Annotated in this window: 18 protein-coding genes; 11 read left to right on the top strand and 7 right to left on the bottom strand. The window is 75.5% G+C overall.

Annotated features, from left to right (window positions below):
• The first annotated feature begins 11 nt into the window (after positions 1–11).
• Positions 12–1262, top strand: a complete 1251-nt coding sequence (locus tag ACA511_RS24505; protein ID WP_375026920.1) for a tetratricopeptide repeat protein — start codon at positions 12–14, stop codon at positions 1260–1262.
• On the opposite strand, the gene ACA511_RS24500 is transcribed toward ACA511_RS24505, so the two are convergent.
• The 4 genes from ACA511_RS24500 to ACA511_RS24485 form a co-directional block, all read right to left on the bottom strand.
• Positions 1259–3463, bottom strand: coding sequence for a DUF4132 domain-containing protein (locus ACA511_RS24500; RefSeq protein WP_375026919.1), 2205 nt, complete (start codon positions 3461–3463; stop codon positions 1259–1261). The two genes, ACA511_RS24505 and ACA511_RS24500, sit on opposite strands and share 4 nt — an antisense overlap.
• Before the next feature lie 64 nt (positions 3464–3527).
• Complete coding sequence (locus ACA511_RS24495; protein WP_375026918.1) at positions 3528–6902, bottom strand: DUF4132 domain-containing protein; 3375 nt, start codon at positions 6900–6902, stop codon at positions 3528–3530.
• 36 nt (positions 6903–6938) lie between these two features.
• Entirely contained in the window at positions 6939–8327 is a 1389-nt protein-coding gene (locus ACA511_RS24490) for an FAD-dependent oxidoreductase (protein ID WP_375026917.1), read from the bottom strand.
• A gap of 29 nt (positions 8328–8356) precedes the next feature.
• Positions 8357–9469, bottom strand: coding sequence for an amidohydrolase family protein (locus tag ACA511_RS24485; RefSeq protein WP_375026916.1), 1113 nt, complete (start codon positions 9467–9469; stop codon positions 8357–8359).
• Positions 9470–9583: 114 nt separating this feature from the next.
• Between ACA511_RS24485 and ACA511_RS24480 the strand changes: the two genes are divergently transcribed.
• From ACA511_RS24480 to ACA511_RS24470, 3 genes are all read left to right on the top strand, one after another.
• Positions 9584–11029 (top strand): glutamine synthetase, encoded by a 1446-nt coding sequence (locus ACA511_RS24480; RefSeq protein ID WP_375026915.1) that lies wholly within the window; start codon positions 9584–9586, stop codon positions 11027–11029.
• A 94-nt stretch (positions 11030–11123) separates the two neighbouring features.
• Positions 11124–11654, top strand: coding sequence for a CGNR zinc finger domain-containing protein (locus ACA511_RS24475; RefSeq protein WP_375026914.1), 531 nt, complete (start codon positions 11124–11126; stop codon positions 11652–11654).
• A gap of 59 nt (positions 11655–11713) precedes the next feature.
• The gene (locus tag ACA511_RS24470) at positions 11714–13069 is read left to right on the top strand and encodes an aromatic acid exporter family protein (protein WP_375026913.1); all 1356 of its coding nucleotides are present in this window, start codon (positions 11714–11716) and stop codon (positions 13067–13069) included.
• Between the two features lie 53 nt (positions 13070–13122).
• Here ACA511_RS24470 and ACA511_RS24465 read toward each other — a convergent pair whose 3' ends face one another.
• Entirely contained in the window at positions 13123–14562 is a 1440-nt protein-coding gene (locus tag ACA511_RS24465) for an LVIVD repeat-containing protein (RefSeq protein ID WP_375026912.1), read from the bottom strand.
• A gap of 169 nt (positions 14563–14731) precedes the next feature.
• On the opposite strand from ACA511_RS24465, the gene ACA511_RS24460 reads away from it, so the two are divergent.
• The 4 genes from ACA511_RS24460 (at position 14732) to ACA511_RS24445 (ending at position 19027) form a co-directional block, all read left to right on the top strand.
• The gene (locus ACA511_RS24460) at positions 14732–16261 is read left to right on the top strand and encodes an ABC transporter substrate-binding protein (protein ID WP_375026911.1); all 1530 of its coding nucleotides are present in this window, start codon (positions 14732–14734) and stop codon (positions 16259–16261) included.
• 175 nt (positions 16262–16436) lie between these two features.
• The gene (locus ACA511_RS24455) at positions 16437–17417 is read left to right on the top strand and encodes a LacI family DNA-binding transcriptional regulator (RefSeq protein ID WP_375026910.1); all 981 of its coding nucleotides are present in this window, start codon (positions 16437–16439) and stop codon (positions 17415–17417) included.
• A 251-nt stretch (positions 17418–17668) separates the two neighbouring features.
• Positions 17669–18232 (top strand): TetR family transcriptional regulator, encoded by a 564-nt coding sequence (locus ACA511_RS24450; protein ID WP_375026909.1) that lies wholly within the window; start codon positions 17669–17671, stop codon positions 18230–18232.
• A gap of 9 nt (positions 18233–18241) precedes the next feature.
• Complete coding sequence (locus ACA511_RS24445) at positions 18242–19027, top strand: MBL fold metallo-hydrolase (protein ID WP_375026908.1); 786 nt, start codon at positions 18242–18244, stop codon at positions 19025–19027.
• On the opposite strand, the gene ACA511_RS24440 is transcribed toward ACA511_RS24445, so the two are convergent.
• Positions 19018–21249, bottom strand: a complete 2232-nt coding sequence (locus ACA511_RS24440; RefSeq protein ID WP_375026907.1) for an ATP-dependent RecD-like DNA helicase — start codon at positions 21247–21249, stop codon at positions 19018–19020. The genes ACA511_RS24445 and ACA511_RS24440 overlap by 10 nt on opposite strands.
• A gap of 123 nt (positions 21250–21372) precedes the next feature.
• On the opposite strand from ACA511_RS24440, the gene ACA511_RS24435 reads away from it, so the two are divergent.
• Positions 21373–23493, top strand: a complete 2121-nt coding sequence (locus ACA511_RS24435) for a M28 family peptidase (RefSeq protein ID WP_375026906.1) — start codon at positions 21373–21375, stop codon at positions 23491–23493.
• Here the strand turns inward: ACA511_RS24435 and mtnA are convergent.
• Complete coding sequence (gene mtnA, locus ACA511_RS24430) at positions 23483–24523, bottom strand: S-methyl-5-thioribose-1-phosphate isomerase (RefSeq protein ID WP_375026905.1); 1041 nt, start codon at positions 24521–24523, stop codon at positions 23483–23485. The genes ACA511_RS24435 and mtnA overlap by 11 nt on opposite strands.
• A 117-nt stretch (positions 24524–24640) precedes the next feature.
• Here mtnA and ACA511_RS24425 point away from each other — a divergent pair, with 117 nt between their 5' ends.
• Together ACA511_RS24425 and ACA511_RS24420 are read left to right on the top strand one after the other, a co-directional pair.
• A complete protein-coding gene (locus ACA511_RS24425; RefSeq protein WP_375026904.1) occupies positions 24641–25450 on the top strand; it encodes a hypothetical protein in 810 nt (269 codons plus the stop codon).
• Positions 25447–26958 (top strand): DNA polymerase Y family protein, encoded by a 1512-nt coding sequence (locus ACA511_RS24420; RefSeq protein ID WP_375026903.1) that lies wholly within the window; start codon positions 25447–25449, stop codon positions 26956–26958. The genes ACA511_RS24425 and ACA511_RS24420 overlap by 4 nt, the downstream gene beginning before the upstream one ends.
• Positions 26959–26964 lie beyond the last annotated feature (6 nt).

Below are 26964 nucleotides of genomic sequence, written 5' to 3'. Positions count from 1 at the left end.
CGTGGCCCGCCATGAGCGACGCGCGGGCACTTCTGGAAAACGGCGACCTCGCCGGGCTGATCCGGCATCTGCGGTTCAACGCCGACGGCATGGAACTGCGCGAGATCGCGCGGCTGATGGAGGGCGCGGCCGAGCTGTCCGGGTTCGACGACATGCGGGACGCGGCGCGGGCGATGGCCCGCGAGCAGGAGCCGCAGCAGCTCTACGACTTCGGTTACGCGTGCGTCGAGCGCGGCATTGCGTTCCTGGCGATCCCCGCCCTGCGGCGCGCGGTGGAACTGATGCCCGACGAGCCCGTTCTGGTCATGGAACTCGTTTCCGCCCTGGAGCGGGAGAACCGGCACGCCGAGGCGGTCGCCGCACTGGAGCCGCGGATCGATTCGCTCGAACCGTGGCCCGCGCGGTACCTGCTCGCCTACAACGCGCTGTTCTCCGGCGACGTCGACCGGGCGGAGCGGGTGGCGGAGCGGCTGCCCGCGCCCGAGGACCGGCAGTGGCTGCCCGCCCGCGACCGGCTCGCCCGGATGATCGCGCGGGCGGGGGCGGTGCGGGCCGTCGCCCCGCTGGACGCGCGCGACCTGCGCGGCTGGCATTTCACGCTGGCCGGGAGCTTCCTCGCCACCGTCTCGCCGTACGGGTTCGAGGACGGCATGACGGGGCGGTTCGCCTACATGTCCGACGGTTTCGAGATGTGCCGGCGGAGCCTCGACCGGCTGCGGCTCGTCCTGGACGCGGCGGAACGGCGGCCCGCGTCGGTCGGGCTGCTCCCCGACCGGTCGAGCATGATCCTGGGGCTGGTGGCGGCGCGGCTGTTCGGGCTGCCCGCCGAGCCGTTCGCGCCCGGCCGCCCCGATGCGCTCGTCATCGCCTACGACCTGAACGAGACCGAGGTCGAGGGGCTGCGGGAGCGGGCCGAGGGGCAGGTGCTGTTCGAGCACGCGTCCTGCTGGACCGATCCCCCGGTGGTGAGCGCCGACGTCACCGGGTTCCTGCACCAGATCGTGAAGCCGCCGTGGGGTGAGCGGCTGCGGATGTCGCCCGGCGGCGAGGCCGAGACCCTGCCGCCGGACGAGCGCCCCCAGGAGGAGCTCGCCGCCGAGATCGTCCGGGCCGTCCCGGAGGCGGTCGAGGACGACGGCGCGCCGCCGGACCCCGACGAGGTGCTCGCGGCGATGGTCGGCGCGGTCCGCGGCCACTGGCTGACCGGGCCGAGGGACACGCCGTCCTCCCCCGGCCCGGTGCCGAGCAGCCGCTTCGCCTAGGCCGTCAGGGACGTCAGGTCGGCGAGGAGTTCCGAGACGAAGACCGGGTCGAGGTCCGCGAAACCGTTCTCGATGACGCGGGACGGCGCGTAGTCGCCCGCCGACGTCCCGATCCAGACGTGCTCGATCGTCTGCTCGGGGTAGAGATCGGTGTACCCGACGGTGATGCCGGGCTCCAGATCGAGCACGACGGCCACGTTCGGGGCGAGCGTCCAGGACATCCAGTGCTCGGTGCCGTTGTCCTGCGGCGCGCCCCGGCGCCACGCGGTCCGGGTGAGGCCGAGGAGCCTGCCGGTCGGGACGGTCAGGCCCTCGAACCGGGCCAGCCGCCCGTCCGCGCCCTCCCCCGCGGCGAGGGCGTGGACGGGCCGTCCGAGCTGCGGGAACGGCTGCAGGATCGCGTAGTCGCCGAACAGCTCCGACCACGCGTCCAGGGTGTCCCCCAGCTCCACCGGATGGGCGATCCGGACCGCCGACTCCGGCGGCTCGGCCGCGTCGTCGTTCGGGTCGGCGAACGTCAGGTCCTCGGCGACGCGGAACGACCGGTCGCCGCTCAGCCAGACCAGGCGCCGGGCGAGATGCCTCATCAGCGGATGGCCGACGACGTACTCGCCGAACTCGGCGGCCGTCCACTCCCGGCCCGTGACCATGGCCGACTCCAGCCGGGCGACCTGCACGGACGCCACGGCGCGCAGCTCCTTCTTCAGTTCCGCGAACCGCTTGTAGGCGGCGGGCGCCAGGTCGGGGTCGTCCTTGGCGCCCGGCTTGGGCAGCGTCTTGCGGGCCGTTCCGTTCCCGTCCGCGACGGTCGGCTTGAGCTGCTCGTCGAACCCGACGGTGAACCGGCGCGGCCCGTAGTCGAGGACGAGCGCGCCGCCGTCGTCCAGGCCGAAGCCCGGGACGAGGCGGTCGGAGAGCTGGTCGGACGTCAGGCCGCGGCGCTCGGCCGCGAACGCCAGCCTGCGCTGCGCCTCGGCCTTCAGCCCCTTGTACTTCACTTTCCGCGCGATGCCGTCGAGCTGCGTGAGGGCGGTGTCCCCACCGATCTCGACGAGGACGCCGAGCCCGTGCACGGCGCGGCCGTGCCCGCCGGGCAGGCCGGGCCACTTCTCGATGCGCGGGGTGAGACGGCGGGCGGTCTCGTCGTCGCCGAACCGTCCGAGCATGGACAGCACGAACCCGCTGCGGCCGGGAAGGCGGGCCGCCTCCCACGCCTCGAACAGCGCCCATGAGAACGCGGTGAGCGACCCCGGTTCGCACACCTCGGCGGCCCCGTCCACGACCGGGGCGACATCGATGCCGCGGCCGTTCGGCACCGTCATGGCGAGCAGGAGCGTCCGGATCGCTTCGGGCGGCAGTTCCCCGCCGCCCTTCAGCGCGGGGGCGGGGAGCGCGCCCAGGTCCAGCCAGGCGGGGAGGGGCGGCGGCTTGTACGGGGGCTGGGCGGGCGCGGCGGCGGGCGGCGCGGCGGCCAGGAGCGCGGCGACCGCGGCGGCGGCCTCGTCCCCGTGGACGCGGGCGGCCTCGGCGACGTCGCCCTTGATGGTCCGCAGCGCGTTGACCGCGTTGCGGCGGGGGCCGACGCGCTTGCCGAGCGCGTCCGGCACCAGGTGGGGGACGGCGTCCAGGCCGTGGCGGCCGAACCAGTCGGCGGCGAGGCGCTGCGCCGACTTGAGCCGGTACAGCCAGTCCGCCACCAGGCGGGCCACGTCGGCGGACAGGAACGGCATCAGCACCGGGCCCGTCCCGTACGGGTTCTGCTTGGCGAGGCGGAACGACACGTCCCAGGCGTCGGTCTCGAAGCGCGCGACGATCGGCCGGAGCGAATGGGCGAAGTCCCAGGTCACCTTCGGCTGCCATTCGGCCAGCAGCGGGCGGGCCAGGTGCTCGGGGGCCCCGGCGAGGAACCCGGCCCGGCCGGGCTCGTAGGCGCCCCGGCCGTCCCGGAACGTCTCGGCGGCCTCCTCCCACTCGTCGTCCTGCCAGGGCCCGTAGGGCGGTGTCGCCGCCCACTCCTCGCGCTCGCCCGGCGCCCAGCGGATCGCGCGGCCGCCCGGCGGTTCGAGGCCCGCGACGAGCACCGGTTCGTCGCCGGACGGGGTCCCGGCGGGCCCGCGCGCCGCCCACGGCGGTTCCAGCAGCGCGTGCGGCAGTTCCAGCGGCGCCTGCGGCGGTTCCCGCAGGGCCTGCGGCAGTTCCATGGCGTTCTCCCTCGGGTCGGGAAGTCGGCAGGTCGGGAGGTCGGGGTCGGCGGGTGGCGGCAGGTCAGGGGGTCAGGGTCGCGAGGTCGGCGAGGATCTCCGACGCGGTCGCCGGGTCGAGGTCGGCGAACGTCCCGGTCGGGTTCACGGTGCTGCTCCAGAACTGGTCGGGGCGGACGGCCAGGCCGACCGTGGTCAGCGTCTGGTCGGGGAACTCGTCCGGGATCCCGACGGCGATGCCCGGGTCGAGCGCGACCGCGAGGTACCGGCCGCCGGGGAGCCGCCGCGAGATCCAGCACTCGACGCCGGCGTCCTGCGGCTCGCCGCGCTGCCAGCCGCGCGACGTCAGCCCGAGGAGCTTGCCGAACGGGACCGTCCGGCCCTCGAACTCCGCCAGCCTGCCGGACGCGCGCTGCTCGTCCGTCAGCCGGTGGACCTGCCGTCCGAGCTGCGGGAACGGCTGCAGGATCGCATAGTCGGCGAACACCTCGGCCCAGGGCTCGACGTCGAGGTCGACGGGGTGCGCGATGCCCACGGACGCCGAGCCGGCGATGGTGAGGACGTCGTCGTCCACGTCGGCGAACGTGCCGTCCTCCGCGACGCGGAAGGCGGTCGCCTTGCCGCTCTCCCCTTCACCGGCCCCTTCACCGGCCCCATCGCCGTCGAAGGCGAGCCAGACCAGGCGCCGGACGATGTGCCGCACGAGCGGGTGACCGGCCAGCAGCTCCGTGAACTCGCCCACCGGCCAGCGGCGGCGCGTCACCATGCACGCCTCGAGGCGGCGGATCTGGTCGGCGGCGGCCGTCCGCACGTCCTTCTTGAGCGTGCCGAACGCCTTGTAGGCGGCGGGCGCCAGCTCGGGGTCGTCCTTGGCGCCCGGCTTGGGGAGGGCCTTGCGGCGCTTGCCGTCCTCGTCGGCGACGAACGGCTTGAGCTGCTCGTCGAACCCGACCGTGAAGCGGCGCGGACCGTAGTCGAGGACCATGCCGCCGTCGGCGTCGAGCCCGAAGTCGGGGACGAGCCGGTCGGCGAGCTGCTCGGCGGTCAGGCCGAGCCCGGCGGCGACCTCCTCGATCTTCTCCTGCGCCTTGCCCTTCAGCCCCTTGAACTTCACGCGCTGCGCGATGCCGTGCAGGTGCATGAGGGCGACGTCGGTGCCGATCGCGGCGAGCACGTCGAGGCCGGTGACGGCCTTGGCGTGGCCGCCGTCGCCCGGCCAGGCCCGGATCAGCGGGGTCAGGCCGCGGACCGTGCCGTCGTCGCCGGTCAGGCCGAGCTGCGTCAGCGCCCACCCGTCCTTGGACGGCGCGCCCTGCGCCTCCCACGCGCGGAACAGCGCCCAGCCGAACCCGGCGAGCGACTCGGGGTCGCACAGCTCCCGGACGGCGCCCACCCCCGCGTACTCCGCGCCGGGCCTGGACATCGCGAGCATCGTGACAACGTGCTGCGCCGCGGCGGCCGGGAGGGCGTGCGCGCGGTCGCGGAGGAGGAGCTGCGGGAGCAGGCGTGCGTCGGCCCACCCCCCGACGGCCGGCGTCTTCGCGGGCAGGACGTCGAGCGGGTCGGCGGACAGCAGCGCCTCGACCGCCCCGGCGGCCCTGTCGCCGTGGACGCGGGCAGCCGCCACGACGCCCTCGGCCCCGTGCCGTTCGGCGATGACGCGCAGCGCGCCCTCGGCGGCGCGGCGGGCCGCGCCGGCCTTGCCGAGCGCGTCCGGCAGCAGTGCGGGGACGGCCGCGGGGCCGTGCCGGTCGAACCAGGCGCGCGCCGTCTTCCCTGCCTGCTTGAGCCGGGCGAGCCAGTCGGCCGCCAGCCGCGCGACGTCGTCGCTCAGGTAGGGCAGGAGGACGTGGCCGCAGTGCGTGGGGTCCAGCCGCGCCAGGCGGACGGCGCCGTCCAGTGCGTCCAGTTCGAACCGGGCCACGATGACGGAGCCCACCTCGTCCATCCCCCACGTGACGGTCGGACGCCAGTCGGCGAGCACCGGCCGCACCAGCTCCTCGGGCGCCTCCACGAGGAGCGTGATCTCCTGGTGGGCGGACAGCTCCCCTTTCTGGAACTTGGCGGCCTGGACCTCCCAGTCCATGCGCTTCGCCCAGCGCCAGCGGTGGTGCAGGTCGACGTCCCAGGCGTCGCGCTCCCCCGGCTCCCAGGCGATCGAGCGCGTGCCGGGCGACGGCAGGTCCTTGATGACGACGGGCTTGGCCTTCGTCCGGGGACGGGTCCACGGCGGGGCGGTGAGCAGCGGCGGCAGCGCCCCGGGCGCCGCCTCCGGAACCCGGGCGCCGGTGTCGCGGAGCTCCTCGATCGCCGCCCGGGACTCCTCCGGCAGCTCCGGCAGCATCTCCTCCAGCAGCTCCGGGTGGGTGAGGACGTGCCGCCGCAGGACCGGCTCCACTCCCGGCTTCCCGGCCGACGCCGCCAGCAACCGCATCGCCCGTGCGGGGAAGGACCCGGCGGCGGCGAGCATCGCGGGCGGGACGTGGCGGTCGCCGAGCCGGTCGGCCAGGGCCTGGAGCGCGCCGTCGACGGGCAGCGCGGCGAGGACGTCCAGGATGGTCCGCTTGGCGTCGGTCCCGAGGTACTCGCCGTCCAGCGCGCCCGTCAGCAGCGGCAGGGCGCCGGCGGGCCCGGCGCCGTCGACGAGGGTCGCGAGGACGCTGAGGGTGCGGTCGCGGTAGCCGAGCGGGAGGCGGTCGGCGTCGACCTGGCGCGGGTCTCCGAGCGAGCAGAACAGCATCCAGCGCAGGTCGTTGTGGACGGGCATCGCCTCGATCGCGGGGTCCGCGCACACCTCGTCCACCCAGTCGCGCCGGGTCGGCGCCAGGTAGGAGACGATGAGCCGCTGAATGGACGTCCGCCGGCGGGCGGCCAGAGACTCGACCGCCTCGGCGTAGACGCCGTCGCCGGCGGCGGCCAGCAGCGCCCGCAGGTGCCGGGCCTCCCCCTCTTTCGCCCACCAGCCCCCGACGTAGTCGGAGGGCGTCGAGTCGCGGACGCCCGCCCACGTCCGCACCATCCCGGCCTGGACGTAGTCGACCGTGATCGCGGGCTGTTCCGCGTAGGCGCAGGCGGCGAACGGCAGGCCGTGCTCGGCGGTCCACGCGTCCAGGAACGGGGCCGCGCCGCCGAGTCCGGCCAGGCCGCCCTCGGAGACCGCGACGTGGACGGCCACCGCCGCGCCGAGCGGGTCGGGCGCGCCGCCGAGGTAGGCGCGGGCGTGCCCGGCCAGCGCGGGCGTCGTGCCGGGCAGGGCCAGGATCTCCTCGACGCGGCCGCGCGTCGCGTCCAGCAGTGCCCGCGCCCTGCCGAGCGCGGCGTCGTCGGTCCGCACCGGCGGGCGCAGGGGCCGGTCGCGGCGCGGATGGATCAGCCCCCGCCACGCGGCCGGCGTCTCCCAGGTGCTCTCGTCGGCCGTCCCCGGCCCCGTCGTCCTCATGCCGCCACACGTTATGGGAGATCACCGACATAGCGATCAAGAGTGGGCGCGCATGTCCTCCTCGACGGCCTCGGCGGCCTTGCGGGCGGCGACCAGCACCGGGTCCCAGACGGGCGCGAACGGCGGCGCGTAGCCGAGGTCGAGGCCGGTCATCTCCTCGACCGTCATCCGGTTCCACAGCGCGATGGCGAGGCCGTCGATGCGCTTGGCGGCGTTCTCCCGCCCGACGATCTGCGCGCCGAGCAGCCGCCCCGACCGGCGCTCGGCGATCAGCTTCGTCCGCATCGCGGTGGCGCCCGGGTGGTAGCCGGCGCGGGTGGTGGACTCGACGGTCGCGGTCACCGCCGCGAACCCGGCGGCGGCCGCCTCCCGCTCGTTCAGGCCGGTCCGCGCCACCTCCCAGTCGCAGATCTTGGACACGGCGGTGCCGAGGACGCCGGGGAAGGTGGCGTAGCCGCCGCCGAGGTTGATGCCGGCGACCCGTCCCTGCTTGTTGGCGTGCGTGCCGAGCGGGATCGCGGCCGGCGCGCCGGACACCAGGTGGCGGCTCTCGGCGCAGTCGCCCGCCGCCCACACCCGCTCGGTGCGGGTCCGCATCCGCCGGTCGGTGACGACGCCGCCGGTCGGTCCGGTCTCGATCCCCGCCGCGCGGGCGAGCCGCGTCTCGGGCTTCACGCCGAGGCCGAGGACGACCAGGTCCGCCGGGAGCGCGCGGCTCCCGGTGCGGACGGCGGTGACGTGCCCGTCCGGCCCGGTGTCGAAGCCCTCGACCGGCTCGCCGAGGAAAAGCCGCACGCCGAGGCCGCGCATCGCGTCCGCGATGGTCGCGCCCATGTCCGGGTCGAGCGTCCCCATCGGCTGCTCGGCGGCGTCCACCAGGGACACCTCCAGGCCGCGCGTCACCATCGCCTCGGCCATCTCCAGGCCGACGTAGCCGCCGCCGACCACGACGGCGCGGCGGGCCGCGCGCTCTTCGAGGGCGCGGACGATCGCCACCCCGTCGTCCAGGATCTGGACGCCGTGGACGCCCTTCGCGTCCACGCCCGGCAGCGGCGGCCGGACGGGCGCGGCGCCCGTCGCGATCACCAGGTCGTCGTAGGGCTCCCAGCGCTCCCCGCCGCCGTCGGCCTCGCGGAGCCGCACCCGGCCGCCGGCCGGGTCGATCTCCACCGCCTCGGTGCGCATCCGCAGGTCGATGCCGCGGTCGGCGAACTCGGCGGGGGTGCGGGCGATGAGCTCGTCCAGGTCCTCGACGAGGCCGCCGACGAAGTACGGGATGCCGCACGCCGAGTAGGACGCGTAGTGCCCGCGCTCGACGGCGACGATCTCCAGCTCGTCCGGGCCGCGCCGCCTGCGGGCCTGGGACGCGGCGCTCATTCCGGCGGCGTCGCCTCCGATGACGAGCAGGCGTGCACGTGCGGCCATACCGGTTCCTCCCCAGATGTTCCTCTTGCTCACCGACCATAGACGCGGCGCGCGTTGCCGGACGCGATCATCCGCGCGACGCGCTCGGCGTCCCCGGGCGTCCACGCGCCGTCCTCCACCCCGCCTGCGAGGAACCCGGCGAGGCCGTGCCGGAACAGCAGCGCGCCCAGGTGGTACAGCTCGGCGAGCCCGAACGCGTCCGAGGAGTACAGCACCTTCCCGAACGGCGCCAGCTCCAGCAGCTCGGCGATCAGCGCGGGCGAGCGGTGCCCGAGGTTGTGGGTGGCGAGCCCGGCGTCGACGTACACGTTCGGGAGCACCTGCGCGAGGTAGCCGGCGTGCCGGTGGAACGGGTAGTTGTGCAGCAGCATCGCCGGGGCCGGGTCCATCGCGCGCAGCAGCTCGATCAGCAGGAGCGGGTCGCCGCGGCGCAGGTCGGCGTCCACGTCCCCGTACCCGACGTGGAACTGGACGGGCAGCCCGGCGTCCACCGCGCACCAGACGAGGAACCGGTGCAGGACCTCGTCGCAGACGCGCGGCGGCGTCCCGGCCGCCTCCGCCGCGCGCATCAGCCGCCCGGCCGCGCCCGCCACCTGCGCGTCCGACGGCCGCCGCCCGGACAGCTCCAGCCCGGCCCGGTAGGCGGCGATCGACTTGGCGCCCGCCGCGCCGTGCCCGGCGACGCGGGCGCGCACCTCGTCCGCGAACCGCGCCGCGTCGACGCCGCCGGCCGCCGCCCGCTCGGCGACGGTCTCCAGCCGGACGATCTCGCGGGCCTCCGCACCGGCGAGCCGCCCGAGGTCGGCCGGGCCGAGGATCGCCTGCGGGCCGTAGCCGGTGTCCACGTACAGCGCGTCCAGCCCGGCCGCGGCGAGGAAGCGGCGGTTGACCTCGGCCGCGCCCAGCTCGGCGCGCCGCGCGAGGTAGTCGTCCGGCTCCGCGTGGGCGTCCAGGCCGAGGACGGGCGGGCACCAGCGCCGCAGCGCGAACCCCACCTGCGTGTCGAACATGCTCACCCCCGGCGGGCCCGCCGTCTCCGCCTCGGTGAGCATCTCGGCGAACTCCGCCCGGCCGGGGTCGCGGCCGAGGACGCCGTGGCAGTGGTGGTCGACCAGCGGCAGCGACTCCAGGTACTCCAGCACGGCGCACGCCTCTCTGAGCTCCTCTTACCTGAAAACAGGCCGGTGTTCTCCCTACGATGCCCTTAGGGCCCGTGCCCGCGTCCTCCGCCGCCACTCCGACCGGGAGCAAGCACCGTGGAACAGACCCCTGAGACCGCGCTCGGCGGCCCCGGCCTGGACGCGTACGCGCTGGGCGGGCGCGAACGCGCGCGGCTCGGCGGGCGGGCCGCCGAGGCGGCCCGCAGGCTGGCCGGGGAGGGCATCGCCGCCGTCGCGCTCACCTGGGTCGACGTCAGCGGCATCACCCGCACCAAGACCGTCCCCGTGGAGCGGCTGGAGCACGCCGCCGCGTGGGGCGTCGGGATGTCCCCGGTGTTCGACGTGTTCCTGCTGGACGACTCGATCGTGTCCGGGCGCCACGCCGGCGGCCCGATCGGCGACCTGCGGCTCCACCCCGTCCTGGAGCGGCTGGCGCCGATGGCGGCGCTGCCGGGCTGGGCGCACGCGCCCGCGCTCCGGTACGCGCAGGACGGCGCCCCTCACCCGCTGGACGCGCGGGCCCTGCTGCGTCGCGAGAACGACCGGCTCGCCGCGCTGGGCCGGTCGGTGCGGGCGGCGTTCGAGATCGAGTGGGCGGTGTCGAAGGGCGGCGGAGACGGGTTCACGCCCGCCTGCGGGGGCCCCGCGTACGGGATGACGCGGGTCACCGAGCTGGCCGGCTACCTCCGGGACGTCCTCGGGGCGCTGCGGCAGTCGGGCGTCACGGTGGTGCAGCTGCACCCCGAGTACGCGGCGGGGCAGTACGAGGTGTCGGTGGCCGCCGAGGACCCGCTCGGCGCGGCCGACACCGCGGTCCTCGTCCGGGAGACGATCCGGGCGGTGTCGCTGGAGCACGGCCTGGCCGCGTCGTTCTCCCCCAAGGTCGAGGCCGACTCGGTCGGCAACGGCGCGCACGTCCACCTCAGCCTGTGGCGGGAGGACACGGGGGACGGCCCCGCGAACGCGATGGCGGGCGGCTCCGGCCCGTACGGGATGACGGCCGCCGGGGAGGCGTTCGCCGCCGGGATCCTGCGCCGGCTGCCGGCGCTGCTGGCGGTCGGCGCGCCGACGGTCGCGAGCTACCTGCGGCTCGTCCCGTCGCACTGGGCGGGCTCGTTCGCGTGCTGGGGGCTGGAGAACCGGGAGGCGGCGCTCCGCTTCGTCACCGGCGCGGAGGGCGAGCAGGCGACCGCGGCGAACCTGGAGGTCAAGTGCGTGGACGCCGCGGCGAACCCGTACCTGCTGCTCGCCGCGCTGCTCGCGGCGGGACGGGACGGGCTCGGCGCCGAGCTGCGGCTGCCCGAGCCCGTCGACGCCGACCCGGCGGGCCTGCCGGAGGCGGAGCGCGCCGCGCGCGGCATCGCGGCGCTGCCGGCCTCGCTGGCCGAGTCGGTCGCGGCGTTCGAGGCCGACGCCGTCCTGCGGGACGCGCTCGGCGAGGCGGTGACCGACACGGTCGCGACCGTGCGGCGCGGCGAGATCGCGCTGTTCGACGGCGCGACGCCGGAGCGGATCGCGGCCGCCACCCGGTGGCGGCACTGAGGCCCCTCCGCCGCGCCGCGTCTGGGACGATCCCTGTAAGGGGTATGAGCGAGACGACATTTACGGCACGCGAGCGGGACCGGAGGCACGGGCGATGCGCGGCACGGGGTACGGGAGCCACGGCGTGTCGGCGGCGGTGGCGCTGGTCAACGCCGTGACCGGCGGCGGGGACGACTCGGCCGCGGCGCTGCGCGCCCTGCTGCGCGAGCACGCGTTCTTCTGGCGGGAGTTCGAGGACGCCGACGCCGACGACTTCCGCCGCTGGGGCCGGGCCCTGCGCCCCTTCTTCGAGGCCGCCCGCCTCCAGGACGCGACGGCGCTGCTGAACCGGCTCATGCTGGAGGTCCCCATGCACCCGCACCTGTCCGACCACGAGCCGCACGGCCTGCACATGCACTACGCGCCGCCGTCGTCCCGGCTCCCGGACCGGTTCCGCGCGACCACCCTGATGAACCTCGCCGAGCTGGTCGTCGAGCACGGGCTCGGCCGGACGGGCGTGTGCGCCGCCGAGGGCTGCGACCGGGTGTACGCCGACACGTCCCGGGCGGGACGGCGCCGGTTCTGCTCGGAGGCGTGCGCGAACCGGACGAACGTGGCCGCGTTCCGCGCCCGCCGCAGGGCGTGACCTGCCCCGCATTCGCGGCTTTGCCGCAATATTGCCGGAGTCCGGGAAGGACACACGGCATGTCGCTCCCGCTCTTCCGCCGCCGCTCCGGCCGGGGTGACCGTGCCGGCCGAGGTGATCGCGCCGGCCGGGGTGACCGCGCCGGCCGCTCGCCGCTCCGCGTGGCGACGGAGGTGCAGTCCGCGGCCTACCGCATCACCCGGCTGACGGTCACGGCCGTGCTCGCGTTCGTGCTGGCGGTCGCCGTCCTGCCCGCGGGCGGGCCGCAGCCGCTGCTGTCGCCGCTGACCGCGCTGCTCGTCGTGCAGTTCTCCGTCGTCCAGACGATCAAGGCGGGCATCCTGCGGGTCGCGGCGGTCACCTCGGGGGTGCTGGTCGCGGTGATGGCGTCGAGCACCATCGGGTTCTCGTGGTGGACGCTCGGCCTCACCATCCTCGCCGCGCTCGTCATCGGGCACGTCCTGCGGCTCGGCGAGCACGTGCTGGAGGTGCCGATCTCCGCGATGCTGATCTTCGCGCTGGGCGCGGCCAGCGGGGCCGGCGCGACCGAGCGCGTGCTGGAGACGCTGATCGGCGCCGCCACCGGGCTGGCGGCGACGCTGCTCGTCCCGTCGGTGCGGGTCCGGCCGGCGGAGCAGGCCGTGCAGGACATCGCCGAGAAGCTCCGCGAGCTGATCGACAGCATCGCGGACGGGCTGCGCGGCGACCGCGCCGAGGGCGAGGCCGCCCGCTGGCAGGACGCGGCCGAGCGCCTCGCCCGGGAGCTCGGACAGACCGACCGCGAACTCGGCGCCGCCGAGGAGAGCGTCAAGCTCAACCCGCGGGCGCGGCGGCTGATCGACGCGGGCGTCGCGCTGCGCAACGCCATGGAGACGATGGAGCACTTCATGCTCTCGCTGCGCGGGCTGACCCGGTCCCTCGCCGACGACGAGGGGTTCGGCGAGCGGGGCCGGCTGCTGACCGACCCCGCGCTGCGCCGCGAGCTCGGCGACGCGCTCGCCGGGATCGCCGCGAGCATCGCGGCCTACGGGCGGCTGGCCCGCTCCGACCTGGCCCGCGACGCCCGGCCGTTCCTCGCCGAGCACGACCTGGAGATGCGCGTCGACGTGGCCCGCGAGCGCCGCGCCCGGCTCACCCGCGACCTGCACGCCCGCGCCGCCGCCGGGGACCTGTGGCCGCTGTACGGCGAGGTGTCCATGGACATCGACCGCCTCATCGAGAACCTGCGCGTCGAGCACCGGGCCCGCGCCCGCGAGCACTGGCGGCGGCACCGCGGCGCGTCCCGGCACCTGCCCGCGAAGCCGGTCCGGGCCGTCCAGCAGGCCGGGCACCAGCTCCGCAGGGCCGCCGAGTCCGCCGCGCAGGCGGCCGACCGCAGCGCCCGCGACCCGGGCGATCCGGACGACCCGCGCTGACGGGGCGGAAGCCCGCCCCGGGGGATGGGGGCGGGCCTCCGCGCGAGTGAGGGTCAGCGGAAGGTCGGTTCCAGGACGTCGATGCCGCGCGTGTTGTCGGCGACGTACACGTACTTGCCGTGCCAGTACGGCTGCCAGGACGCGGCGTCCGCGGGCCGGTAGTAGGCGAGCTGCTTCGGATCGGTCGGGTCGCGGACGTCGAGGAACCGCGTGCCCTGCGAGTAGAACGACTGGACGACGACGCCGTCGCGGACGTCGAAGTAGTGGGCGGAGCAGTCCGTGCTGGCGGGGTCGCTGCCCTCCTTGCCAGCCACGCCCCACGTCCCGACGGTGTGCAGGCGGAACTTGTGCTCCGGCGTGGACCGCCAGCCCTCGCCCTTGTACGAGCCCTCCAGCGACGCGATGACGAGCAGTCCGTCGTTGGCGCAGCCGTCGTTGAAGGTCTCCTCGGTGACGTACAGCAGCCTGCCGTCGCCCCACCCGCGCGGGTCGGCGGCCTGGTTCCGCGTCCGCCCGACCGCGCGGTAGCTGTTGTGCATGAAGGTGGAGTTGGTCGTGGCCTCGTCCAGGCCGCCGCCCGCGTACGGGACGGGGTCGACCGCGGTGGCCCGGCGCGACTTCTTCGCCACCGGGTCGTAGTGGCGGCCCGCCGTGTAGTAGCCGCGCACGCCGCCCCGTCCGGACGCCCACGCCACGCCGTCGGAGTCGACCTGGATGTCGTGCGTGTAGTCGGTCTTGCCGTCGTTGCGGCCCGTGTCGATGGGGTCCTTGTGCACCTTCGGCTTCGCCGGGTCGCGGACGTCGGTCACCCAGACGGGGCGGCCGCCCCAGTCCTCGGGCATCCAGTCGGCCTTGGCGGGGCCGCCCGTCCACAGGTACCGGCAGTCGTTCACGCACGTCGTGGTGTGCCCGGCCGGGACCTTCACGTAGGTGATCTGGCGCAGGCTCTCCGGCTTGGACGCGTCCACGACGTAGATGCCGGACTCGCCGGTCCGGGTGTCGCCGCCGAACGCGCGCGGGTCCCGGGACAGGTAGATGATCTTGCGTTCGGGGTCGAAGTCGGTGTCCTCGGTCTCCCACATGCCCGGCATGTTCAGCTGCCCGACCAGCTTGGGGACCTTGGGGTCGGCGGTGACGTCGTAGGCCTTCAGGCCGAACTCGCCGGTCGCGTACATGATCGTCCGCTTGTGCCGGCCGTGGCCGTAGTCCAGGAACATCAGCGAGATGGCGCCCTTGGCGTCGGTCACGCCGCCGACGCGCCGCACGCCCTTGATCGCCTCGGACGCCTCGGTCGTCGCGGCGTCCGCGCGGTGGCGGTGCCCGCCGTGGCCGCCGGCGCCCTCGCCCTCGGCCGCGGCGGCCTGCTCGGTCCGGCCGTTCTCGGGCTCGGGCGGGCAGGCCCAGGCGGTGCCGGCCAGCAGCGTCACCGACGCCGCGACCGCCATGCCGCCCTGGATCAGGCGCCCGGATGGGATGGATGTGCGGGGGAGCATCGCGCCTCCACGGAAGAAGATCTTCGCAAGCGCCAGTGTGACCGCGCCCCCCGGCTTGATCAACAGGCGGCTTGGTCACGAAATGGACTCAGCACCGTATGGGCTGGTGGGACCTGTCTTCGTGATCTACGCTCACCGGCGTCGGCCCCGCTCGGCTCCCCGGAGAGGCATGAAGAGCTCCACACGCACCGCCGCCCTGGTCACCGGGGCCGTGGTGGTCCTGCTGGCGCCCGTCGCGGCCCTGCGGGCGTGGAGCGGGCCGGCCGACCCGCGGATCTCGGTGGGCGCGCCGGCCCCGGCGTCGCTGCTGCCCGGCGACGTCCGCGACCCGGCCGGACGGATGATCGCGAACGCGGTCTGGACGGGGCTCGTCTCCTACGCCCCGGAGACCGGGGCGCCCGGCAACGCCGCCGCCGCGTCGATCACCAGCCCGGACCGGCGGGTCTGGACGGTCCGGCTGCGTCCCGGCGCGACGTTCCAGGACGGCTCGCCGGTCACGTCCCGGTCGTTCACCGGCGCCTGGACGGCCGCGCTGCGCGAGGGCTGGGCGGGGGCGCGGCTGTTCACCGACGTCGCGCACGTCGCGGGCGCACGGCGGGGCGCGGACACGGTGCCGGGGCTCAGGGTCGAGGACGAGCTGGCCTTCGAGGTGACGCTCGACCGTCCGCTGAGCGGGTTCCCCGCCCTGCTCGGCGACCCGGCGTTCTTCCCGCTGCCCGAGAGCGTCCTGGAGTCGCGGGACTGGGCCGCCTACGCGCGCCTTCCGGTGGGCAACGGCCCCTTCCGGATGACGTCGCGGAGCGCGCGGGAGATCGTCCTGCGGCCCCGGTCGGGCAAGGGGCGGTCCGTGGTCGTCAAGGCGATGCCGGACGCGAAGGAGCAGTACGGCGCCGCGGCCGCCGGCGACCTGGACGTCGCCACGCGGGTGCCGCCGGACCGGCACGAGTCGATGGCGGCCGACTTCGGCGACCGGCGCCGCACCGTCCCCGGACGGGACGTGACCTACCTGGCGTTCCCCGCCTGGGCGGAGCGGCTGGCGTCCCCGACGATCCGGTCGGCGCTGTCGATGGCGATCGACCGGTCCGCGGTGGCCGAGGGCGCCCTCGGCCACCAGTACTCCCCCGCCGACTCGCTCGTCGCGCCCGGCATCCGCCCCGGCCACCGCGACGGGCAGTGCCGGCTGTGCGTGCACGACTCCAAGGCCGCCGCCGCGGCGCTGGCCGACGCGGGCGGCCTGACCGGGCCGCTGAACATCTGGTACGAGAGCGGCCGGGGCGACGACGCCTGGGTGGCGGCGGTCGCCGGCCGGCTCCGCGCTGAACTCGAACTGGACGCCCGGCCGCATCCGGTCGCCGGCCTGCGCGAGGCCGTGGACGACCACCGGGTGGACGGCCCGTTCGTCGTCCGCACGACCGCCGCCTACCCCGCCCCGGTCGCGTCCCTCACCCCGCTGCTGGACGCCGGCACCGGTTTCGCGGACGCGTACACGACCGGCCTGGTCGCCGACGCGGAACGCGCCGCCGCGCCCGGCGACGGGGTGATCCCCGCGCGCCTCGCCGAGAGCGCCATGCTCCGCGACCTGCCCGCGGCGCCGCTGTGGTCCGCCCACGACCACCTGGTCTGGTCGGAGCGCGTGCGCGGCGTCACCGCAGGGGCCTTCACCGGCCTGCGCCTCGACCGCCTGACCGTCAGGGAGTGAAGGGCCGGGAGCGCGCCGACCGGCGCCGGGGCAGGGGCGGCAAGGAGCATCGGGCGCCGCGCGCCCACGTGATCCCGGTCTCTGCCGGGCCGCCAGCTTTCGGAGTCGCCGCCGAGATCCTTATGCTTCGAGGATGCAGCAGGAGGACGCGTCAAGCCGGGTGACCCTGGCTCAAGTGGCGGATCAGGCCGGTGTCTCCATTTCGACGGTTTCGAAAGTCCTCAACGGACGCGAGGACGTCGCCCGCAAGACGCGCCTCCGGGTCGAGCGCCTGCTGGAGCACCACGGCTACCGGCGCGGCTCCCGCTCGGGGCCCGACGCGCCGCTGATCGAGATCGTCCTCCACGAGATCGAGAGCCTCTGGACCATGGAACTGATCCGGGGCGTGGAGGCCGTCGCCAAGGCCAACAACGCGAGCCTGGTGCTGACCGAGAGCGGCACCCGGCACTCCCCCGGCCCCGAATGGATCAGCGGGGTGCTCCGCCGCCGCCCGCTCGGCGTCGTGCTGCTGTTCTCCAGCCTGCCGCCGGAGTACAAGAAGCGGCTCCGGTCCCGGTCGATCCCGTTCGTCATCATCGACCCGGCCGGGGACCCCGAGCCCGACGTCCCGTCGGTCGGCTCGGCCAACTGGTCCGGCGGGCTCGCGGCGACCCGGCACCTCATCGACCAGGGGCACCGGCGCATCGCGATCATCACCGGCCCGGCGGACATGCTGTGCTCGGTCGCGCGGCTTGACGGGTTCCGCTCCGCGATGAGCATGGCCGGGCTGGACGTCGAGCCGTCCTATGTCGCCTACGGCGACTTCCACGTGGACGGCGGCTTCGAGCGGGCGATGGAGCTGCTCGGACGCCCCGACCGGCCGACCGCGATCTTCGCCGGCAGCGACCTGCAGGCGCTCGGCGTGCTGGAGGCGGCGCGGGTGCACGGGCTGCGGGTCCCGGACGACCTGTCGGTCGTCGGGTACGACGACGTGGCGGTCGCCCCGTGGGCCAGCCCGGCGCTGACGACCGTCCACCAGCCGCTGCGGCAGATGGCGGAGTCCGCCACCCAGATCATCCTCGGCATCCGCAACGGGGAGCCCGTCGCGACGCGGCTGGAGCTGTCCACCAGCCTGGTCGTCCGCAAGAGCACCGCTCCGCCGCCCGCCGAGGACTGACCCGCGGGAGCGCCTCCCCGCGGCCGGGGCGGGGCCGCGGGGAGGCGCTGGGCGGTGTCCGTCAGCCGACGGCGCAGGAGACGTCCGGCCACGCCCAGTCGCCGTTGTGCTGGATCGTGAAAGCGACTTTCGGCTGCATGATTCGCCAACTCCCCAAAGCAAGGCCAGTGAACTGCTTGTTTGGCTTCGAAATATTTCGCAGCCGGTGGAAGCAGGTGGAATTTGTAGACCAGTCTGTCTAGTCTGCTGCCATGGCAGCGCGGGGAGAGACGAGAGAACGGGTCCTGCGGACGGCCGCGGAGCTGTTCCAGCGGCAGGGCTACCACGGCACCGGGCTGAACCAGGTGCTCGCCGAGAGCGGGGCGCCGAAGGGCTCGCTGTACTTCCACTTCCCGGACGGGAAGGAGCAGCTCGCGGCCGAGTCGGTGACGCTGTCCGGCCGCACGGTGGCCGAGGCGCTCGCCGCGGCCGTCCTCGCCGCGCCGGACGGGCGGGCCGGTCTCGCCGCCCTCGGCGACCACTTCGCGCGGAGCCTGCGGGAGTCGGACTTCCGCAAGGGCTGCCCCGTCGCGACCGTGGCTCTGGAGACGGCCGCCGAGAGCGAGACCATCCGGGGCGCCTGCGACACCGCCTACGGGGACTGGCTGGCCGGCCTCCGGGCCGCGCTCCTCGGATGGGGCGTGCCCGAGGACCGCGCCGGCCCCCTGGCGACGCTCGTCCTGTCCTCGTTGCAGGGCGCCGTCATGCTCGCCCGCGTCCAGCGGGACGTGTCCGCCATCCACCAGGCCACCGATCAGCTCGCCGGCCTTCTCTGAGGAGTCTCCATGCGCGTCCACCATCTCGACTGCGCCCCCATGCGGGAGATCGAGCCCGCCGACGGGCCGGAGAGCCCGCTGCGGCCCGCCGGGGCCGCCGGGCACGTGCTGCTGGTCGAGACCGACTCCTGCGGGCTCGTCCTCGTGGACGCCGGGATCGGCCTCGGCGACATCGAACGCCCGTCCGAACGGCTGCTCGACGACTGGGTGGAGATGGCGGGGCCGACGCTGGACCCCGCCGCGACCGCCGTCCGGCAGGTGGAGGCGCTCGGGTACTCCCCCGCCGACGTCCGGCACGTCGTCCCGACGCACCTGCACCGCGACCACGCCGGCGGGCTGAGCGACTTCCCGGACGCGGCGGTGCACGTGTTCGAGGCGGAGCGGGCGGACGGCGGCAAGACCCCGGCGCAGCTCGCACACGGCCCGGAATGGGTCGTCTACGAGGACGGGGAGGGCGACACCTGGCACGGGTTCGGCGGCGTCCGGGAACTGGACGGCGCGGCAGGGGACATCCTGCTCGTCCCGCTCGGCGGGCACACGCCGGGGCACGCGGGCGTCGCCGTGCGGGACGGCGACCGCTGGCTGCTGCACGCCGGCGACGCGTACATGTACCACGGGGAGGTCGACCGTCCCGAGCCCGTCACGCATCCGCTGATGGAGCTCGTCCAGGCGGGCGGCGAGGTGGACCGCGAATTGCGCCTCGCGAACGTCGCGCGGCTGCGCGGCCTCGCGGCGACCGGCGAGGTCGAGGTGTTCTGCGCCCACGACCCGTGGGAGCTGGCCCGCTACCGCTGAGCGAGGCGGTGGGCGAGGGCGGTGTGGCGGCGGCCCGCGCCGGCGGTGCGGACGGCGGCGGCGAGGGCGCGGCGTGAGCCGACGAGGACGACGAGCCGCTTCGCGCGGGTGATGCCCGTGTAGAGGAGGTTGCGGCGCAGCATCATCCACGCGCCGGTGGTGAGGGGGACGACGACGGCCGGGTACTCGCTGCCCTGCGACCGGTGGATCGTGATCGCGTAGGCGTGGGCGAGCTCGTCCAGCTCGTCGAAGGCGTAGTCGATGCTCTCGTCCTCGTCGGTCACGACGGTGAGCGACTGCTCCTCCAGGCCGACCCTGGTGACGACGCCGACCGTGCCGTTGAAGACGCCCGCCTCGCCCTTGTCGTAGTTGTTGCGCAGCTGGGTGACCTTGTCGCCGACGCGGAAGACGCGCCCGCCGTAGCGGCGTTCGGGGCGGGCGTCGTCGTGCGGGGTCAGGGCCTCCTGGAGCAGCGTGTTCAGGGAGCCCGCCCCGGCCGGGCCCCGGTGCATGGGCGCGAGGACCTGGACGTCGCGGCGCGGGTCGAGGCCGAACTTGCGGGGGATGCGGTTGGCGACGACGTCCACGGTCAGCTCGGCGGCCTCGTCCTGCTCCTCGCATGGGAAGAGGAAGAAGTCGTCGTAGCCGTGCGTGCGGGGGTGGTCGCCGGCGTTGACGCGGTGCGCGTTGACGACGATGCCGGACTCCCGCGCCTGCCGGAAGATCTTCGTGAGCCGGACGCGCGGGATCGCCTCGGCGGCGAGCAGGTCGGCGAGGACCTCTCCCGCGCCGACGGACGGGAGTTGGTCGACGTCCCCGACGAGCAGCAGGTGCGCGCCGCGCGGGATCGCCTTCACCAGCTTGTTCGCGAGGACCAGGTCGACCATGGAGCTCTCGTCGACGACGACCAGGTCGGCGTCGAGGGGGTTGTCCTGGTCGTACTTGGGGTCGCCGCCGGGCTGGAGCTGGAGCAGCCGGTGGACGGTCGCGGCCTCGTGCCCGGTCAGCTCGGCGAGGCGCTTGGCGGCGCGCCCGGTCGGCGCCACCAGGACGATCTTCGCCTTCTTCGCGGCGGCCAGCTCCACCACGGAGCGGACGGTGAAGCTCTTGCCGCAGCCGGGGCCGCCGGTCAGCACCGCGACCTTGGACGTCAGCGCGAGCTTGACGGCCTCCTCCTGCTCGGCCGCGAGGTCCTGGCCGGTGCGCCTCCTCAGCCACGGCAGGGCCCTGCCCCAGTCGGCGTCGGCGAACGCCTTGAGCCGGTCGGTCGGCGCGTCCAGCAGTTCGCGGAGGCCGCGGGCGAGGGAGCGCTCGGCCCGGTGGAAGGGGACCAGGTAGACGGCGGGGATCGTCGCGGCGTCCTCCCCCTCGCCCGGGATCGGCTCGCGGACGACGCCCTCGTCGCGGGCCAGCTCGTCCAGCGCGGGGACGATCAGCTCCCGCGGCACGCCGAGGATCTTCTCCGCCGCCGTGACCAGGTTCGGCTCGGGCAGGAAGCAGTGCCCGCCGTCGGCGGCCTCCGACAGCGTGTACTGGAGGCCGGCCTTGATCCGCTCCGGGCTGTCGTGCGGGATTCCGACGGCCTGCGCGATCGTGTCGGCGGTCTTGAACCCGATGCCCCACACGTCCGACGCCAGCCGGTAGGGCCGCGTGCGGACGGTGTCGACCGACTGGTCGCCGTACTGCTTGTAGATGCGGACGGCGAGGGACGTGGACACGCCGACGCCCTGCAGGAAGACCATCACCTCCTTGATGGCCTTCTGCTCCTCCCAGGCGTCCGCGATCCGCTTGGTGCGCTTCGGGCCGAGCCCCGGGACCTCGATGAGCCGCTCCGGCTCCTCCTCGATGACGCGCAGGACGTCGGCGCCGAAGTGCCCGACCATCCGGTCGGCCGTCACCGGCCCGACGCCCTTGATCATGCCGGAGCCGAGGTAGCGGCGGATGCCCTGGATCGTCGCCGGCAGGACGGTCGTGTACGACTCGACCTCGAACTGCCTGCCGTACTTCGGATGCGAGCGCCACCGCCCGGTCAGCCACAGGCTCTCCCCCACCTGCGCGCCGAGCAGCGCGCCGACGACGGTCAGCAGGTCGCTCCCGCTCTTGGCGGTCGCCACCCGCGCGACCGTGTAGCCGGTGTCCTCGTTGGCGTAGGTGATCCGTTCCAAGACCGCGTCAAGCTCCGCCGGACGCGGCGTGGCGTGGGGGTTCGGGGAGGTCGGCACGATCACCATGATGGACGATCCCGCCGGCGGGATGGCCGGATCCGGCAGGCGGCCTGGATCGGCGGCCGACCGGGACGTACGTTCCGGGCGCACCCGCACCGAGAGCATTGAGAGGTAACGCTGGTGTTCCGCTCCCGAACCCGGGCGTCGGCGCTCACGGCCTCGGCCGTGGCCCTCGTCCTCTGCACGGCCGCGGCCCCCGCCGCGGCGTCGCCCCCCGCCGGAGCCGGGGACGGTCCGATCGCGGGCTTCACCGGCGCGCACGCGACGTGGCAGCGGCAGTACGAGAGGCTGCTCGGCGCCGTCCCGTCCGCGGAGGCCGCCCGCGCCCTGGACGCCGAACTGTCGGGCGAGCCGGGGCTGGCCACGACGACCGGCGACCGGAACCGCGTCCGGCGCATCGTCCGGCACTTCCGGTCGTACGGGCTTAAGCCCGAGGTCCGGACGTACTACGCCTACCTGTCCATGCCGAGGCGCGTGAAGGTCGAGATGACCGCGCCCGCGCACCGGACGCTGCCGGTCAAGGAGAAGAAGAGGCCCTGGCAGAAGCACTACGACGAGGTCATTCCGGGGCACAACGGCATGTCGCCGTCCGGGGACGTCCGGGGCGAGGTCGTCTACGCCAACTACGGGCGACCGGAGGACTTCGCGCTGCTCGCGAAGAACGGCGTCTCGGTCGAGGGCAAGATCGTCCTCGTCCGGTACGGGGCGGTGTTCCGCGGGATCAAGCCGCGCGAGGCCGCCGAGCACGGCGCGAAGGGCGTGCTCGTCTACTCCGATCCCGCCGACGACGGGTCCGCGAAGGGCGCGGTGTACCCGGACGGGCCGTGGCGGGCTCCGGACGGCATCCAGCGCGGCAGCATCGCGCAGATCCAGCTCGCGGCCGGCGACCCGCAGACGCCCGGCTGGCCGTCGGTGGCGGGCGCGCACCGCGTCCCGCCGTCGCGGGCCCCGATGCTGAAGGGCCTCATCCCGACGACGCCGATCTCCTACGGGGCGGCCGAGCCGCTGCTGCGCGCGCTCAAGGGCGGGCGGGTGCCGAAGGAATGGCAGGGCGGCCTGCCGTTCGCGTACCGGTTCGGGCCGGGCGGGACGAAGGTGCACCTCGACCTGGAGAACGAGTTCCAGGTGCGTCCGCTGTGGGACGTCACCGTGCGCATCCCCGGCAGCGAGCATCCCGAGCAGGAGGTCATCCTCGGCGCGCACCACGACGCGTGGGCGTACGGCAGCAGCGACAACCTGTCCGGCACGGAGAACGTCCTCCAGATAGGGCGCGCTCTGGGGACGCTCCTCAAGAAGGGGTGGCGGCCCAAGCGCTCCGTCGTCCTGGCCACCTGGGACGGCGAGGAGTACGGGCTGTTCGGCTCGACCGAGTACGCCGAGCAGCGCGCGGGCCGGCTCCGCAACGCCGTCGCCTACGTGAACATGGACGGCGCCGGAGGCTCGCATTTCGGCGCCTCGGCGACGCCCGCGCTGGACCGGTCCGTCGTCGACGCGTCCAAGGAGGTGCGCTGGCCCGGCACCGGCGGGACGCTGTACGAGGCGTGGAAGGCGCAGAACGGCGGGCGGACGCCGATCGACCGGATCGGCGGCGGCTCGGACTTCCAGGCGTTCTTCCAGCGGTACGGGGTGCCCGCGATGGACCTGGGCTCGTCCTCGCCGGGCAGCGCGGGGAACTACCACTGCGCGTGCGACGACTTCTACTGGATGTCCCGTTTCGGCGACCCCACCTGGGAGTACCACGCGGCCATGTCCCGGCTCGTCGGCATCGCGACGCTGCGGCTCGCGAACGCCGACGTCGTCGCGCTGGGCTACCGCCCCTACGCGGCGGAGACGGCCCGGTACCTCACCGCCTTCACCGCCGAGCAGCGCGAACGGCTGGGGTCGGTGCTCGTGGACGTCTCGCGCGACATCGGGCAGGCGAAGGCGTGGCAGCGTGCCGCCGAGGCGTTGCAGGCGCGCGCGGACGAGGCGCTCCGCGAGGGCGACACGGCCGCGTTCCGACGCCTCAACGACAAGATCATGCAGACCGAGCGGGACCTGCTGACTCAGGCCGGGCTGCCGGGCCGCCCCTGGTACCGGCACCAGATCTACGCGCCGGGCATCGACACCGGGTACGCCACGCAGCGGCTTCCCGCGCTGAACGACGCCCTGTTCGTCGACCGCGACGTCCGGACGGCGAAGGCGTACGAGGCCCGGCTGTACGCGAGCCTGCGCGCCGCGACCCGCACGCTCACCCCCTGAGGCGTCCCCCGGCGGCGGCGGGCGTCGCGCCCGCCGACACCTCCAGCACGCCCGTCTCGGTGACCAGCGCGGTCACGAGGCGGGCGGGCGTGACGTCGAACGCCGGGTTGAACGCGGTCACGCGCTCGGGCGCGGTCCGCGTGCCGCCCCAGGTCAGCACCTCGCCGGCGGGGCGCTCCTCGATGGGGATGGCGTCCCCGCCGGCGATCGCGAGGTCGACGGTGCTCCACGGCGCGGCGACCACCAGCGGTATCCCGGCGGACTGGCAGGCCAGCGCCACGCCCAGCGATCCGATCTTGTTGGCGGTGTCGCCGTTCGCGGCGATCCGGTCGGCGCCGATGACGGCGACGTCGGCGAGGCCGCGCAGGATCGTGCTCGGCGCGGCGGCGTCCGCCTGGACGACGCACGGGATGCCGGCCCGGTCGAGTTCCCAGGCGGTGAGCCGCGCGCCCTGCAGCAGCGGGCGGGTCTCGTCGGCGTAGACGAGTTCGACGCGGCCGCGCCCGTGGAGTTCGCGGACGACGCCGAGCGCGGTCCCCCAGCCGGCGGTGGCGAGCGCGCCGGCGTTGCAGTGCGTGAGGACGCGCAGGGGCCGGTCGCCCACCCGGTTCAGGATCCAGTCCGCGCCGAGGGCGCCGATCGCCCGGTTGCCGCGCACGTCCTCGTCCAGGAGCGCCTGCGCCTCCGCCGCGACCGCGTCGGCGCCCTTCCCGGCGAACGGGAGGACGCGGTCGACGCCGGCCGCCAGGTTCACGGCCGTCGGGCGGGCCCCGCGGACCCGCGCGATCGCGGCGTCCAGGGCCGCGCCGTCCCATCCCTCGCGCTCGGCCTGCCGGACGGCGACGGCGACGCCGAACGCGCCCGCGACGCCCAGGGCGGGCGCCCCGCGCACGACCAGGCGGCGGATCGCGTCCACGAGCGTGCCGACGTCGCGGGCCACGACGTACTCGACGCGGCCGGGCAGGACGGTCTGGTCCAGCAGGCGCAGCCCGTCGCCGGTCCACTCCAGCGTGCGCACGTCGTTCGTCATATCGCCCAAAATAGCGCGAAGCCCCACGCCATCGGGCCTTCCACCCCCGCGACTCCGCTGCGTGACCTGCGACAACTTGACAGAGGTCGAACCTGTGTTCGAAATTATGCAGGGGGCGTGGAGAGGAGGACGACGGTGCCGGAGGCCGCGCTGCGAGACCTGTCGGCGGTGCCGGCGACGCCGCTGGGCCGTGCCGCGCGCGACGCCGGGACGGTGCCCGTGCTGCCCGTGCTGCCCGCGCTGCGTCCCGTCCTGCCCGGCGGCGGGCTGCGGCCGGGCTCGGTCGTCGGCCTCGGCGGGCCGGGCGCGGCGTCCCTCGGCCTCGCACTCGTCGCGGGCGTCTCCCGGCACGGCGGCGAGGACGGGGCCGGCGGCTGGTGCGGCGTCGTCGGCGTCCCGGACTTCGGCGTCGCCGCCGCCGCCGGGATGGGCGCGGCCCCCGAGCGGCTGCTGCTCGTCGACGACCCGGGCGACCGATGGCCCGACGTGGTGGCGGCGCTGGCGGAGGCCGTCGGCCTGGTCCTGCTGCGCCCGCCGGAACGTCCGGGCTCCGCCGCCGTCCGCCGGCTGTCGGCGCTGGCCCGCAAGCACGGCTGCGTCCTGGCGCTGGCCGGCCCCTTCGCCGGGGACTGGCCGGGCACCCGGCTCCGCCTCCGCCTGGACGACGTGGCCTGGGACGGGCTCGGCGACGGCCACGGGCGGCTGAACGGCCGCCGCGCCCAGGTCACCGCCGAGGGCCGCGACGCGCCCGGCGCCGGCCGCCGCGCCCGCCTCTGGCTCCCCGCCGCCGACGGCACGGTCAGGCCCGACGAGACCGCGCGGCCGCCGCTCGAACTCGTGCCGGGCGCCGTCTCCGCCGGGGCCCCCGTCCATCCGCGGCCGCCCGGCGCACTGCCGCCGGCGCGGGCGGCGGAGGTGATCGCGTGACGCGGGTGCTGGTCGTGTGGTGCCCCGACTGGCCCGTCACCGCGGCCGGGATCGACGCGGCGACGGCCGGGGCCGTGGTGGAGCGCGGCCGGATCGCGGCGTGCTCGGCGGCGGCGCGCGCCGAGGGGGTGCGGCGCGGGCAGCGGCTCCGGGACGCGCAGCGGCGCTGCCCCGGCCTGGCCGTCCGGGAACGCGACACGGGCGCGGAGGGGCGCCGGTTCGAGGAGGTCGTGGCGGCGGTCGCGGAGCTGACACCGCGCGTGGAGGCGGTGCGGCCGGGGCTGTGCGCGATCCCGGCGCGGGGGCCGGCCCGCTTCTACGGCGGCGAGGAGGCGCTGCGCGTCCTGGTGCAGGACACGGTCGTGGAGGCGGGGCACGACTGCGGGACGGGCGTCGCGGACGGGCTGTTCGCCGCCGAGCTGGCGGCGCGGTCCGGGCAGGGCGGCGCCGTGGTGCCGGAGGGCGGCGCGGCGGCGTTCCTCGCGCCCTACCCGCTGTCGGTCCTGGACCGGCCGGAGCTGGCCGACCTGCTGCGGCGGCTCGGGATCAGGACGCTCGGCGACTTCGCGGCGCTGCCGTCCGGGCACGTGGCCGGGCGGTTCGGGACGGACGGGGCGCTCGCGCACCGGCTCGCGCGCGGCGAGCAGCCGCGCCCGCTCGCACCGGTCCCGGGCGCGGCCGACCTGTCGGTGCGCGGCGACTTCGACCCGCCCGCCGAGCAGGCCGAGCGGGTGGTGTTCGCGGCGAAGCGGCTCGCGGGCGAGCTGCACGACGGGCTCGCGGCGGACGGGCTGGCGTGCGTCCGGCTGGAGGCCGCGGTCGGGTTCGCGGACGGGCGCGTGCTGCGGCGGCTGTGGCGGCACGAGGGGCTGTCGGCGCTGGCCGTCGCCGAGCGGGTGCGGTGGCAGCTCGCGGCGTGGCAGGGCGGCGAGGCCGACGACGTCTGGGGCGGCGTCACGTGGGTGGAGCTGGCGCCCGACCAGATCGTCCCGGACGAGGGTCGCCAGGAGGCGCTCTGGGGCCGGACCGCCGTCACCGACCGGATCGACCGGGCGGCCGACCGCATCCAGGCGCTGCTCGGGCACCGGGGCGTCACCCGGCCTGTGCTCGTGGGCGGGCGCGGTCCGGGCGAGCGGGTCGTCCGGGTGCCGGTCGGGGACCTCGCCCCGTCCGGCCTGCCCGAGGGCCCGTGGCCGGGGCGCGTGACGGGCCCCGCGCCGGCGGTCGTCCCCGCGCTGCCGCCCGCGGCCGAGCTGGTCGACGCGTCCGGCGAGGCGGTGGCGGTGTCGGCGCGGTGCGAGGTGTCCGCGCCGCCCGCGACGCTCGTGGTCCGCGGGCGTCCCGCCGCCGTGACCGGCTGGACGGGCCCGTGGCCGGCGGACGAGCGCTGGTGGGATCCGGGCGCGTCCCGCCGCCGGGCGCGGTTCCAGGTCGCCACGGACGACGGCGCCGCGTACCTGCTGGCCGTCGAGGGCGGCCGGTGGCGCGTCGAGGCCGTCTATGACTAGGCGGCC

The sequence above is a fragment of the Actinomadura sp. GTD37 genome, from assembly GCF_041951365.1.
In the GTDB taxonomy this organism is placed as follows: Bacteria; Actinomycetota; Actinomycetes; order Streptosporangiales; family Streptosporangiaceae; genus Spirillospora.
Note: the sequence above shows the minus strand (reverse complement) of the source record. Positions and strands in the feature narration are given on the sequence as shown.

Bases quoted from the DNA above. Each gene is read 5' to 3' on its own strand.
- ACA511_RS24505 (WP_375026920.1), top strand. From the start codon at position 12: ATGAGCGACGCGCGGGCACTTCTGGAAAACGGCGACCTCGCCGGGCTG.
- ACA511_RS24500 (WP_375026919.1), bottom strand. From the start codon at position 3,463: ATGGAACTGCCGCAGGCCCTGCGGGAACCGCCGCAGGCGCCGCTGGAA.
- ACA511_RS24495 (WP_375026918.1), bottom strand. From the start codon at position 6,902: ATGAGGACGACGGGGCCGGGGACGGCCGACGAGAGCACCTGGGAGACG.
- ACA511_RS24490 (WP_375026917.1), bottom strand. From the start codon at position 8,327: ATGGCCGCACGTGCACGCCTGCTCGTCATCGGAGGCGACGCCGCCGGA.
- ACA511_RS24475 (WP_375026914.1), top strand. From the start codon at position 11,124: ATGCGCGGCACGGGGTACGGGAGCCACGGCGTGTCGGCGGCGGTGGCG.
- ACA511_RS24470 (WP_375026913.1), top strand. From the start codon at position 11,714: ATGTCGCTCCCGCTCTTCCGCCGCCGCTCCGGCCGGGGTGACCGTGCC.
- ACA511_RS24465 (WP_375026912.1), bottom strand. From the start codon at position 14,562: ATGCTCCCCCGCACATCCATCCCATCCGGGCGCCTGATCCAGGGCGGC.
- ACA511_RS24460 (WP_375026911.1), top strand. From the start codon at position 14,732: ATGAAGAGCTCCACACGCACCGCCGCCCTGGTCACCGGGGCCGTGGTG.
- ACA511_RS24450 (WP_375026909.1), top strand. From the start codon at position 17,669: ATGGCAGCGCGGGGAGAGACGAGAGAACGGGTCCTGCGGACGGCCGCG.
- ACA511_RS24445 (WP_375026908.1), top strand. From the start codon at position 18,242: ATGCGCGTCCACCATCTCGACTGCGCCCCCATGCGGGAGATCGAGCCC.
- mtnA (WP_375026905.1), bottom strand. From the start codon at position 24,523: ATGACGAACGACGTGCGCACGCTGGAGTGGACCGGCGACGGGCTGCGC.